This is a genomic window from Methylorubrum aminovorans, from assembly GCF_022179725.1.
Taxonomy (GTDB): Bacteria; Pseudomonadota; Alphaproteobacteria; order Rhizobiales; family Beijerinckiaceae; genus Methylobacterium; species Methylobacterium aminovorans.
The window spans coordinates 498567-510964 of the sequence record NZ_BPRC01000001.1 but is presented as its reverse complement, the minus strand read 5'-3'; the positions used below and the strand labels follow the sequence as shown (position 1 = coordinate 510964).

The 12398-nt window shown below is 67.3% G+C and carries 11 protein-coding genes; 2 read left to right on the top strand and 9 right to left on the bottom strand.

Going from position 1 to position 12398, the window contains the following annotated elements; genetic code table 11:
* The first annotated feature begins 41 nt into the window (after window positions 1–41).
* A complete protein-coding gene (locus MFF24_RS02320; RefSeq protein WP_238222108.1) occupies window positions 42–539 on the top strand; it encodes a GNAT family N-acetyltransferase in 498 nt (165 codons plus the stop codon).
* 4 nt (window positions 540–543) lie between these two features.
* Here the strand turns inward: MFF24_RS02320 and nadC are convergent, their stop codons facing one another.
* From nadC to nadA, 3 genes are read right to left on the bottom strand one after another with little or no spacing between them, the layout of a single operon-like run.
* Complete coding sequence (gene nadC / locus MFF24_RS02315; RefSeq protein ID WP_238222103.1) at window positions 544–1404, bottom strand: carboxylating nicotinate-nucleotide diphosphorylase; 861 nt, start codon at window positions 1402–1404, stop codon at window positions 544–546.
* Window positions 1397–2923, bottom strand: a complete 1527-nt coding sequence (locus MFF24_RS02310) for an L-aspartate oxidase (RefSeq protein ID WP_238222099.1) — start codon at window positions 2921–2923, stop codon at window positions 1397–1399. Before MFF24_RS02310 ends, nadC begins: the two co-directional genes overlap by 8 nt.
* Window positions 2923–3966, bottom strand: coding sequence for a quinolinate synthase NadA (gene nadA, locus MFF24_RS02305; RefSeq protein ID WP_238222096.1), 1044 nt, complete (start codon window positions 3964–3966; stop codon window positions 2923–2925). The genes MFF24_RS02310 and nadA overlap by 1 nt, the downstream gene beginning before the upstream one ends.
* 407 nt (window positions 3967–4373) lie before the next feature.
* On the opposite strand from nadA, the gene MFF24_RS02300 reads away from it, so the two are divergent.
* A complete protein-coding gene (locus MFF24_RS02300) occupies window positions 4374–5747 on the top strand; it encodes a methyl-accepting chemotaxis protein (RefSeq protein ID WP_238222094.1) in 1374 nt (457 codons plus the stop codon).
* 73 nt (window positions 5748–5820) lie between these two features.
* Here MFF24_RS02300 and MFF24_RS02295 read toward each other — a convergent pair whose 3' ends face one another.
* From MFF24_RS02295 to acnA, 6 genes are all read right to left on the bottom strand, one after another.
* Window positions 5821–6129 carry a hypothetical protein gene (locus MFF24_RS02295; RefSeq protein ID WP_238222092.1) on the bottom strand — a complete coding sequence of 103 codons (309 nt, stop codon included), beginning with the start codon at window positions 6127–6129 and terminating at the stop codon, window positions 5821–5823.
* Window positions 6129–6455 (bottom strand): EthD family reductase, encoded by a 327-nt coding sequence (locus MFF24_RS02290; protein WP_238222090.1) that lies wholly within the window; start codon window positions 6453–6455, stop codon window positions 6129–6131. The genes MFF24_RS02295 and MFF24_RS02290 overlap by 1 nt, the downstream gene beginning before the upstream one ends.
* 85 nt (window positions 6456–6540) lie before the next feature.
* Window positions 6541–7872: an NAD(P)/FAD-dependent oxidoreductase gene (locus tag MFF24_RS02285; RefSeq protein ID WP_238222088.1), complete on the bottom strand. Its 1332-nt coding sequence runs from the start codon at window positions 7870–7872 to the stop codon at window positions 6541–6543.
* A 176-nt stretch (window positions 7873–8048) separates the two neighbouring features.
* Window positions 8049–8696: a maleylacetoacetate isomerase gene (gene maiA / locus MFF24_RS02280; protein WP_238222084.1), complete on the bottom strand. Its 648-nt coding sequence runs from the start codon at window positions 8694–8696 to the stop codon at window positions 8049–8051.
* A gap of 23 nt (window positions 8697–8719) precedes the next feature.
* The gene (locus MFF24_RS02275; protein ID WP_133088598.1) at window positions 8720–9019 is read right to left on the bottom strand and encodes an antibiotic biosynthesis monooxygenase family protein; all 300 of its coding nucleotides are present in this window, start codon (window positions 9017–9019) and stop codon (window positions 8720–8722) included.
* 598 nt (window positions 9020–9617) lie between these two features.
* Window positions 9618–12326, bottom strand: coding sequence for an aconitate hydratase AcnA (gene acnA / locus MFF24_RS02270; protein WP_283214469.1), 2709 nt, complete (start codon window positions 12324–12326; stop codon window positions 9618–9620).
* Window positions 12327–12398: the final 72 nt, after the last annotated feature.

Sequence of the window (12398 nt, the reverse complement as noted above, 5' to 3'; positions counted from 1 at the left end):
TGTGGCAGCTTGGCCTTACAGGCAAGGATTATCGTCGACGGATGGAACCGGTCGAGGCATCGGACTGGGGACGGATCGATTGTCGCCCCTATCGCGCAAGCGATCTGGAAGCCGTGATCGGCATCTTCCATTCCGCCCTGCGCGAGACCGCTTCAGCCGAATACGATCCGGCGCAGATCGAGGCTTGGTCGCGGATCGATCGCGCCGTGTGGGCGGAGCGGCGGTTGCGGGGGTGCTGCCGGGTCGCCTGGATCGGCACAGAAGCGGCAGGGTTCGCGGATCTCGAACCCGACGGCCGCCTCGACATGCTCTACGTCCATCCCACGCATGGACGCCGAGGCGTCGCGCGGGCGCTGCTTCGAGACGTCGAGACGCTCACCGTGGATCTTGGACTCGTCGCGTTACGAACCGAGGCGAGCCTAACCGCCCGACCTTTCTTCGAAGCGGCCGGCTTCCACGTCGTTGAGGCGGAAACCGTAGCCCGGAACGGGCAGGCGTTCCGGCGCTACCGGATGCGGAAGGACGGGCTCGGCGCCTGACGGCCTACGCCGCGTCGAGTCCCAGATCGATGATCGCCGAACTGTGGGTGATCCAGCCGACCGAGATCAGATCGACCCCGGAGGCCGCGACCGCCCCAACCGTCTCCCGGTTGATCCGGCCCGATGCCTCGGTCACGGCGCGCCCATCGACCATGGCCACGGCCTGCCGCAGAGTGTCGGGGCTCATGTTGTCGAGGAGCACCGCGTCGGCGCCGACCGAGAGTGCCTGTTCGAGTTGCGCCAAGGTATCGACCTCGACCTCGATCTTGACGAGGTGGCCGGTCTTCGCTCGCGCCCGCTCGATGGCCGGGATGATGCCGCCCGCGACCGCGACGTGGTTGTCCTTGATCAGCACCGCATCGTCGAGGCCGAAGCGGTGATTCGAGCCGCCGCCCGCGCGCACGGCGTGCTTCTCCAGTGCCCGCAGGCCCGGCGTGGTCTTGCGGGTGCAGACGATCCGTGCCTTGCCGTACGGCCGCGCCGCTTCGACAAGGGAGGCTGTCGCCGTAGCGACTCCGCTCAGGCGGCAGAGCAGATTGAGGGCGACACGCTCGGCGGTCAGCACGGCGCGGGCCGGGCCGGAGAGGCGGATCACCGTATCGCCCGGCGCGACGCGGCTGCCGTCGGGCCGCTCGATCGAGACCGAGAGGCTGGGGTCAATCAACGCGAAGGCGATGGCGGCGGCGTCCGTACCGGCGATCACGCCATCCTGCCGCGAAGCGATGACCGCCTCCATGCGCTCGCCCGCCGGGACGATGGCATCCGTGGTGATGTCGCCGGCCCGGCCGAGATCTTCGAGAAGGGCCGCCCGCACCACCGGCTCGACGAGGAGACGGGGGAGCGGCAGCAGGACGTCGTCAGGCATCGGTGAGTTCCTGAAGCACGAGAGCGTCCGCCGCGGCCGTCGTGACCACGGAGTGCCGGGCCGGAAGCTGGCCCGGATAGTCGCTGCGCCAATGGGCGCCGCGGCTCTCGCGTCGGCCGAGCGCCGCACGGGCGATCATCAGGCCGGTCGCGGCTGCATCGGAGCCGCGCTCGGACAGATCGGTGAGTTGCGCCACGGCCTGCGACAGCCCCGCTTCGTCGCGCACGACGCCGACGTAGCGTTCCAAGATACCACGTGTCGCGATCAGAACCGCCGGATCCTCCGGCCGGATCTCGGGTAACGGCGCGGGCCGATCGGCTCCCGCGAGCACCGACGCGTCTCCGATCGATTCCGCGATGCGGGGCGCGAAGGCCAGGGCTTCGAGAAGCGAGTTGCTGGCAAGCCGGTTCGCGCCGTGCAGCCCGGTCGAGGAAACCTCGCCGCAGGCCCAGAGGCCCGGCACGGTGCTGCGGCCGGCTTCGTCCACGAGGATGCCGCCCATATGATAGTGCGCTGCCGGACGGACCGGAATCGGCTGCACCGCCGGGTCGATCCGGGCCTCGGCGCAGAGCGCGGCAACGGTCGGGAAGCGCTGAGGCATGCGCTCGCCGAGGCGGCCGGTCGTGTCGAGATAGACGGTGCGACCGCGGCCGAGCGCCTGGAAGATGCCGCGGGCAACCACGTCGCGCGGAGCAAGGTCTCCGCCCTTAATGCCGGCCATCACCGGCGCGCCGAACTCGTCGATCAGCCGCGCACCCTCGCCCCGGAGGGCCTCGGTCGCGAGCGGCATGGGATCGCGACCGGCCGCGATGGCGGTCGGGTGGAACTGCACGAATTCCAGATCGCGCAGGGCCGCACCGGCCCGGGCCGCGGCCAGCAGGCCGCGTCCGAGGGCACCACGGGGGTTGGTGGTCGAGGCGTAGAGCGCGCCGACGCCGCCGGTTGCCAGCACCACCGCGCGGGCAGGCAGGCGGAAGGCGACGCCGTCGCGCTCGCACACGACGCCGCGCACGCGTCCATCGGCGTCCCGCATCAGGCCGTGCAGGCCGGCGACGAGGATCTCGATCGAGGGCGTCGCCTGAGCCGCGCAGACCAGCGCGTCGAGCACCGTGCGGCCGGTCGAGTCGCCCCGCGCCCGCACGATGCGGCGGCGGCTATGGGCCGCCTCCAGCCCGAGCGCCAGCGAACCATTCGCCTCTCGGTCGAACCCCGTGCCGAGCGCGACGAGCCAGTCGATCAGGCCCGGTCCCGCCTCGGCGACGCGGAGCGCCACCTCCCGCTCGGTGAGTCCGGCCCCCGCCGCGCACGTGTCGTCCGCGTGGAGGGAAGGCGCATCGTCCGCGGCAACCGCGGCGGCGATACCGCCCTGCGCCCAACCCGTCGCGGTGCCGGCGCCGAGGGGAGCTGCCGTGATGAGGGTGACCGGCCGCGGCGCGAGCCGCAGGGCGGTGGCGAGCCCCGCCACCCCGGCGCCGACCACGATCACCCGGTCGGCAGGGCTCCGGGCGAAAATGCTCATCAGGCGGCCTGCCGCGGTGAGACGGTCTGGGTCGGCTTGACCGCGAGCATCCGCTCGACGGCGAGCCGCGCCCGTTCGGCCAGCCCTTCCTCGACGGTGATCTCGTGCGTCATCGTCTCCAGCGAACGACGGATGTTACCGAGCGTGATCCGCTTCATGTGCGGGCAGAGATTGCAGGGCTTGATGAACTCGATGTCCGGGTTGGCCACCGCAATGTTGTCGGCCATCGAGCACTCGGTCACGAGCACGACCTGCGAGGGCCGCTTCTCGGTGACGTAGTTCATCATCATCGCCGTCGAGCCGGAGAAGTCCGAGGCCTCGACCACCTCCGGCGGGCATTCCGGATGGGCGATGACGGTGATGCCGGGATAACTGTCCCGCACATCGGCGATGTCGGCCGGGGTGAAGCGCTCGTGCACCTCGCAGTGGCCGGCCCAGGTCAACATCTCGACTTCAGGCACCTGCTGCTGGACGTTGCGCGCCAGGAACTCGTCGGGGATCATCAGAACGCGCGGAACGCCGAGCGCGCGCACCACATCGGCGGCGTTGCCCGAGGTGCAGCACACGTCCGACTCCGCCTTCACCGCGGCGGAGGTGTTGACGTACGTCACCACCGGCACGCCGGGATATTTCGCCCGGAGCGCGCGCACGTCGGCGGCGGTGATTGAATCGGCGAGCGAGCACCCCGCGGCCATATCGGGCATCAGCACGGTCTTGCCCGGGTTCAGGAGCTTGGCGGTCTCGGCCATGAAATGGACGCCGGCCAGAACGATGACGTCCGCATCCACCCGCGCCGCCTCGCGTGCCAGCGCGAGACTGTCGCCGACGATGTCCGCAACGGTGTGGAAGATCTCCGGCGATTGATAATTATGAGCCAGAACCACGGCGTTGCGCTCGCGTTTCAGGCGGAGGATCGCCTCGACGTCCGGGGCAAGCGCCGGCCACTCGATGGCCGGCACATGGCGGCTCACCCGCTCATAGAGGTCGGGCAACGGGAAGGCCCGTCCGGCGGGCTCGCGAAAGGCGGATCCGGCCTGGGACATCGCGGTCTCCTTTATGCTCAAAGTGAGCATTGTGCCGCCTAACTTAGGCGTGGTGATCCGCCTTGTCCAGATATGCTGAGACTGAGCATAACGTTTTTGCGACGCAAAAGGTCTGCTGCAACTGCACATCCTGAACGTCGGCGCGCGGCCGACGATGTCGATGAGACGAAGTATAAGAGGTTCAAAGGTCCTCGCGAACGATACCATCCACGATCACTTCGCCACCTAAGCGATCATTGAAAGCCAACGTTAACCCCTGCCAAGGCATCATCTTCGCTATCGCCACGAAGAGTTTTCCGCCGATCCAAGAGTCAACCTGCGGGTGAGCAGCGCAACTCAGGCGGAACGATCTTGGGTCTACCGTTCGGAATATGTGGCAAAGAAGAACGTTGGGGTCCTCTAACGCCATGCTATCCTTCAAGCTCGGCCGCCATGCCGGACCATCCGCATCTGCCACACCCGACGTTCCGCCTGCCGGAGCGTCCGATGAGGCGCGCCTGATCAGCGCGCTCAAGCGCTTGGCGGATCGTGCTGCGCTCGATGTGACCGCCACGCCGGGGAGCGCGTTGGACGTCGCTCTGAGCGACCTCGAGCGCTCGCAGCATCATGGGCTGCGTGCCGAGCGGAGCCATATCGCCGCCATCGCCCGGGAAGCCTCGGAAGGCGCCATCAACATCGGCTGGACGACCTACGATGTCGGCGAGGTTGCGCAAGCCACGCAGACGATCGCGAGCGCCATCGAGGAGATGGGCGCTTCCATCGCGGAAGTCGCCGAGACGTCGGAGGCCGCCGGCTCCAGCGCCGCACAGGCGCGCGAGGCGATGACCGCCTGCATGTCCGACGTCGGCAATGCCCGCTCTGCCATGGATTCGATTCGCGATCGCACGCATCAGATCGATGAGCGGCTTCAGTTGCTCCAGAACGCCATCGCCGAGATCGGCACGATGGCGGGTACCATCGCCACGATCTCCAGCCAGACGAACCTGCTGGCACTCAACGCCACCATCGAGGCGGCGCGCGCCGGCGAGGCGGGCCGCGGCTTCTCCGTCGTCGCGGCCGAGGTGAAGTCGCTCTCCGGGCAGACCGCCCGCTCGACCGAGCAAATCCGCACCTGGCTCCACACGCTACAGGGCGAGATGAGCCAGATCGCCCGTGCCGTCGAAGAGAGCCGTTCGGCGGTCTCGACCGGCAGCTCCGTGGTCGACAGCCTGGGAACCCGCGTCGAGGGCGCGGCCGAGCAGATCGCGCGCACGAGCGAAATGACCACGGCGCTGGCCGCAGCCATCACGCAGCAGAGCAGCGCAACGGCGGAGATATCGAGCAGCGTCCAGAACATTGCCGCGAAGGCGGCCAAGACCCGCACCGAGATCGACAGCATCACCAAGCGCTTGGTCAAAGCCGAGACTCTGGCACAGACGGCGCTGGCGGATGCGAGCGGGCTCGGCTTCTACGAGTTGGTACGCCTGCCCGCCGATCTCGGTCTGTGGAAGCGCGGGCTCGCGACGATCCTGCTCGGCGCGGCGCCCGCCGATCCGGCTGCCGCCGTGCTTCGTAACCGCGCCGCCCGGCAGGTCGCACAGGGTCTCACCGCCGACCCCGCCCGCGGGCAATGGGCGGACGCCTTCCTGAAGGCCGAGGCCACGGCCCACGACGAGGCCGAGCGTATGGTCAAGGCGATTGCCCAGAACAATTGGGATGTTGGAACGCCGGCCTACCAAGCCGCGAATGCGGCGATGAAGGAGATGGCCGAAGCCGCGGCCCGGATCATCGAAGCGGCGTGAGCCGCAGGCGTCCGTTCAAACCGAGACCGTGGGGCCGCCCCTGCCGAACCGGCGGGAGCGGCCTCGGCCGCGATCAGGCGGCCTCGTCGTCATCAAGCGTCGGATCGCCGGTCCAGGCGGTGGCGAAGGCGGCCAGATGACGGGCGTCGGAGAAAGCGACCACCGTCACGGTGCGCTCCGTCGGTGTGGCGCCGGGATAGGGCGCGAGCAATACCGTCTCCTGTGACAGGCGGGCATCGGGCGCCTTCGCATCGAGCCATGCCTTCGCCTCCGGCGTCAGGGTCGCCGGATCGGCGAGCGCCCGCGAGTCGGAGCGCAGCACGATGATCGTCGTGCCGAGTGCCGGATTGGCGTCCTGAATCTGCTTGATGATGTCGATCATCAGCCTCTCACTTCCGATGCCGCGATGTCGCTGAGCTGAACCGCCGGCTGCGTGTCGGTGAAGTTCGGGATATCCCCGAAGATCTCCGGTCCGTCCGCCGTCGCGGCGGCCTTGAACGCGTCGGCGGATTCGAAGCGCAGCAGCGCCATGACCTGATAGGGCGGCGCGCCGCCGTCCGGCGTGCCGACGCCCTTCACGACCGTGTAGTCGTGCAGGCCCTTGGAGGTCCAACGCTCGCTGACCAGCGGCATATGCTTCTTGAGATAGTAGTCCATATCGAAGCGGGTGCCGGCGCCGCTCGGATACATCACGCTGACGAGGATCATGGCGTCTCCTTACGCCGGCTTCTTCTTAAGGCCGGCGGAACGGGAACATGACGCACCCCTCCGCCGGATCAAGCCGAACCTTTCGTCAGTGCAGCTTTACGCGTGGCTCGGTGCGCCGGGTCAGCGCTCGGGCCAGGGCATCGAGGCTGGTCTTCCACCAGCCGTTCACCGCTGTCTCGTGCATCTTGTAGAGCGAGCGGTACATCAGGCGGGCGAAGAGCCCGGCGATGAACATGTTCCTCCCCTGGATGAAGCCCATCAGGTTGCCGACCGCGGTGTATTCTCCGAGCGAGACCAGCGAGCCGAAATCACGGTACTTGAACGGCTTCAGCGGCCGGCCCGCGAGGCGATTGGCCATCTGCCCGTAGAGGTGCGATGCCTGCTGGTGCGCCGCCTGGGCGCGCGGCGGGATCGGCGTCTGCGAGCCCTCCTCCACGAGGTAGGCGCAATCGCCGATAGCGAAGATATCGAGATCGCGGGAGGTCTGCAGCGTCGGCGTGACGACGAGCTGGTTATTGCGGGTGCTCTCGAGACCGCCGAGATCTTTGAGGAAGGCCGGTCCCTTCACGCCCGCGGCCCAGACCACGAGTTCGGACGGGATGAAGCCGCCGTCGGCGAGCAGAACCCCATCAGCCCGCACCTCGGTGACACGAGCCTGCACCCTCACCTCGACACCGATCTTGGCGAGCTGCCCCATCACTTCCGCGGCCAAGCGCTGCGGCACCGCGGGCAGGATGCGGTCGGCGGCTTCCACCAGGGTGATCTTGAGATCCTTGGCCGGATCGATCCGGTCGAGGCCGGTGCGGGCGACCTCGCGGGTGGTGCGGTGCAGCTCCGCCGCCAATTCCGTCCCGGTCGCGCCCGCGCCGATCACCGTGACGTGGAGCTGGCCGGGACGCACCGGACCCTCCTGGGTGTGTGCCCGCAGCATGCCGTTGACGAGGCGCTGGTGAAAGCGCAGCGCCTGCTCCTTGGTGTCGAGGGCGATGGCGTGCTCGGCGACGCCCGGCGTTCCGAAGTCGTTGGTGGTGGAGCCGACCGCCAAGATCAGCGTATCGTAGGAAATTGCCCGCACGGGCGTGACCTCACGCCCCTCGCTGTCGCGGCTCGCGGCGAGATGGATCACCCGCTTCTCACGATCGAGGCCGGTCATCTCGCCGATGCGGTAGCGGAAGTGGTTGGCGTGAGCGTGGTGCAGGTAATCGACGGCGTGATGGCCGACATCGAGCGAACCGGCGGCAACCTCGTGCAGCAGCGGCTTCCAGATGTGGGTGCGGGCGCGATCCACCAGTGTGACGTGGGCCTTGCCGCGCTTGCCGTATTTGTTGCCGAGCTTGGTCACTAACTCCAGGCCGGCTGCCCCTCCCCCCACCACGACGATCTTGTGCAGATCCGTGACCGTTTCGCTCGGAACCATCCTCGCCCCACCTCGAAAGAAACAGGCCGCCTCGCGCGGCGGCGCTTCAGTTTGGAATGATCTTACAACAGCAACCCTTCAAGAACCCACACGTTCGCCGCGGAGGTGGGGTGCAAGTTTGACAAGACACAGTGGAACAACTGCAAAATTTTTTTTGATGTTCCGGTTACCCGATTCTAGGTCTTCGGCGCGCCAGGCTGCCGAAGGGGGTGGGCGCGGACCACGGCGTCGAGAGTCAGCACCGTTTCGGCGATGCGCCGGACCGTAGGGTAGGGATCGGTCTCGATGCCGAAGATGCCGGTGCCGACCCAAAGGCTGACAAGGCAGAGGTCGGCATGACTCACCGCGTCGCCCTGGCAGAAGCGGCCGGTCCCCTCCTCCGTCGAGAGCCGGGTCTCCAGCACCTTCAGGCCCGAGGTGAAGGCGTTGCGCAGGAATTCGAGCATGCGCTCACGCGGCAAGCTATAATTCTCGCTCAGGAACGTGCGCACGCGCGGCACGTAGAGGGGGTGGGTGTCGCAAGCCACCACCTGGGCCAGGGAGCGGGCACGGGCCCGCGCCCGAGGCTCTGTGGGGAGCAGCTTCACGCCCGCCTGCGTCTCCTCAAGGTAGTCGAGGATCGCCAGCGACTGGGTCAGGGGCGGCCCGTCGCCGTCGAACAAAGCGGGCACCGCACCCTGCGGATTGATCGCGAGGAAACCCGGCTTGAACTGGTCGCCGGCATCGAGGTCGAGGAAGATCTCCTCGTAGGCGATCCCCTTGAGGTTCAGTGCGATGCGCACGCGGAAGGCCGCTGCGGAGCGCCAGTTGCCGTACATCTTCATGGCCGGATCGTCCCTCTCTCGGCTCAGAAGCCGTTGAGCGTCAGTTCGGTGTGCTCGACTTGGGGCGGGCTCTCGAACGTGTCCGAGACCAGCGCCCGGTACGCCTTCCAGGCGTCGGAGCCGGTGAAGTCCCGCGTATGCGCTTCCAGCGTGTCCCATTCGATCAGCAGGCGATAGCGCTGCGGCTTCTCGATCGAGCGGCGTACGGCGAAGCTGCGGCAGCCTGCGGCGGCGCGAAAGATTTCGGCGGCCTGGGCGATGCCAGTCTCGAACGCGGCCTCCGAGCCGGGCTTCACGTCGATCTGCGCGATTTCCAGAATCATGGCCGTCGTCTCCAGGTCGAGCGCTCGGTCCGGGGGCAGGGCCGAGCTCGATCACTCGGCTATAGCGACCGTACTGGGGCCGGCAAGGCCTGTGGGGATACCAGACGTTTCAGAGGCAGACCGGATCGTCATTCGCCTTTATCTCGGCAATCCGACCCTCATTGTCCGCGATCCAGTCGAAGCTCCAAGTATGCTGGCAGGGAAATGCCTGCTGCACGGAACTCGATTGTCGACGCCCCTCGATCTCGCGGCGCTGGAAACCTTGAGCGTCGAGAGTCCGAACGAGATCGGCCTCCGGCAATCCGACCGGGCAGGCCGTCAGGACACGCTTCGCGAAGACTCGATCCGCCGATCGGAGTTCGTGCGGCAAGCCTTCAGCCAAAAGCGGGCGCGAAGCGGGGTTCGGCCTCATCGCGAAGTGGACTGCCAGCAGGAGCCCACCTGTCGAAGTGAGAGCCACCAGTAGGGTGAAGCCGATGCCCGGGAGGATGCGCTTGGTTCGCGTCTCCATCGCTTCGTCCTCCGCCTATTGACGCAACGACGAAAAAAGCCCCTCCCTTGCGGAAGAGGCTTTTTCGATCGCCGAAACGGCTGATGCTTACGCAGCGAGCGAGCGCAGCACGTAAGGCAGGATGCCGCCATTGCGGAAGTATTCCAGCTCGTCGAGGGTATCGATCCGGCAGGTCAGCGGCACCTCCTGCTTCGAGCCGTCCGCCGAGGTGATCTCCGCGATGAGCGTCTGGCGCGGCTTCAGCTCGCCCGCCAGCCCCTTGATCGTCACGGTCTCGTCGCCCTTCAGCCCCAGCGACTGCCAGGACGTGTCGCCCTGGAAGACCAGCGGGACCACGCCCATGCCGACGAGGTTCGAGCGGTGGATGCGCTCGAAGCTCTCGGCGATCACGGCGCGCACGCCGAGCAGCTTCGTGCCCTTGGCCGCCCAGTCGCGGGACGAGCCGGTGCCGTACTCCTTGCCGGCGAAGACGACGAGCGGCGTGCCCTCCTCCGCGTATTTCTGCGCGGCGTCATAGATGTACATCCGCTCACCGTCGGGCTGATGCAGGGTGAGGCCGCCTTCGACGACGTTGCCGCTCTCGTCCCGCACCATCTGGTTCTTGATGCGGATGTTGGCGAACGTGCCCCGCATCATCACCTCGTGGTTGCCGCGCCGCGTGCCGTACTGGTTGAAGTCCTGCACCCGCACCTGATGCGACTGCAGGTACTCACCGGCGGGCGACGCCGCGCGGATGTTGCCGGCGGGCGAGATGTGGTCGGTCGTGATCGAGTCGAGGAACAGGCCGAGGATTCGCGCGCCCTCGATGTCGGTGATCGGGTCGGGCGTCTTGGTCATGCCCTCGAAATAGGGCGGGTTCTGCACGTAGGTGGAGCCGGCATCCCAGGCGAAGGTCTCCGCCTCAGTGACCTCGACGCCCTTCCAGTTGGCGTCGCCGCCGAACACGTCGGCGTAGCGGCTCTTGAACAGCTCCGAGGTGATGTTTTCCTCGATGAAGCGGTTCACCTCTTCCGAGGACGGCCAGATGTCCTTCAGGTAGACCGGCTTGCCGTCCGAGCCCTGGCCGAGCGGCTCGCGGGTGATGTCGATCTGGAGCGAGCCGGCCAGCGCGTAGGCCACCACCAGCGGCGGCGAGGCGAGGTAGTTAGCCCGCACGTCCGGGTTCACGCGGCCCTCGAAGTTGCGGTTGCCCGAGAGCACGGCCGCCGCGACCACGTCGTTGTCGTTGATCGCCTTCGAGATCGGGGCCGGAAGCGGGCCCGAATTGCCGATGCAGGTCGTGCAACCGAAGCCGACGAGATTGAAGCCGAGCGCGTCGAGGCTCGCCTGGAGGCCTGACTTTTCCAAATACTCGCCGACGACCTGCGAGCCGGGGGCGAGCGAGGTCTTCACCCACGGCTTCGAGGAGAGGCCCTTGGCAACCGCGTTGCGGGCGAGCAGGCCGGCGCCGATCATCACGCTCGGGTTCGAGGTGTTGGTGCAGGAGGTGATCGCCGCGATCACCACGTCGCCGTGGCCGATGTCGAAGTTCGTACCTTCGACCGCGTAGCGGCTGGCGATGTCGGCGGCCTTCTTGAACTCCTTCTCCATGGAATCGGCAAAGCCGGCCTTGGCGGCATCGAGCAGCACCCGGTCCTGCGGGCGCTTCGGACCGGCAAGCGACGGGCGCACCGTGCCCATGTCGAGTTCGAGCGTGTCGGTGAAGACCGGATCGGGCGTCTTGGCGTCGCGCCACATGCCCTGCGCCTTGGCGTAGGCCTCGACCAGCGCGACGCGTTCGTCCTGCCTGCCGGTGACCTTCAGGAAGTCGATGGTCTTCTGGTCGATCGGGAAGAAGCCGCAGGTCGCGCCGTATTCAGGCGCCATGTTGGAGATCGTGGCGCGGTCGGCGACCGGCATGTCGTCGAGGCCGGGACCGTAGAACTCCACGAACTTACCGACCACGCCCTTCTTGCGCAGCATCTGCGTGACGGTGAGCACGAGGTCGGTCGCGGTGGTTCCCTCGGGGAGCTTGCCCGACAGCTTGAAGCCGACGACTTCGGGGATCAGCATCGAAAGCGGCTGACCGAGCATGGCCGCCTCGGCCTCGATGCCGCCAACGCCCCAGCCGAGCACGGCGAGGCCGTTGACCATGGTGGTGTGCGAATCGGTGCCGACGAGGCTGTCCGGATAGGCACACGGGAAGGGATCTCCATCTCCACCCGCCCCGGTCCACACCGTCTGCGACAGGTATTCGAGATTCACCTGGTGGCAGATGCCGGTGCCGGGAGGCACGACGGAGAAGTTATCGAACGCCGACTGCCCCCATTTCAGGAAGGTGTAGCGCTCGCCATTGCGGGCGTATTCGAGGGCGACGTTGTCGCCGAGCGCCTTCGGGGTGCCGAACTCGTCGACGATCACCGAGTGGTCGATGACGAGATCGACCGGCACCAGCGGGTTGATCTTCTGGGGGTCGCCGCCGAGCGCGACCATGGCGTCGCGCATGGCGGCGAGGTCCACCACTGCGGGCACGCCCGTGAAATCCTGCATCAGCACGCGGGAGGGGCGGAAGGCGATCTCAGTCTCGGCCTTGCCCTTGTTGCCGAGCCACGCCACGGCGGCCTCGATGTCGCCCTTGCGGACCGAGCGGTCGTCCTCGAAGCGGAGAAGGTTCTCAAGGATCACCTTCATCGAGAACGGCAGCGCGGTCGCGTCGGCCAAGCCGTTCTTCTGTGCCTCGGGGATGGAGTAGTAGGAGTAGGTCTTGCCCCCTGCCTCAAGCGTCTGGCGGGCCTTGAAACTGTCGAGCGATGCCACGGCGAGTCGGTCCTGAGCTGGCGTTAGCGAACACGGAGCAGGCATAACCTGCGCCACGAGAGGTGTTCGGCC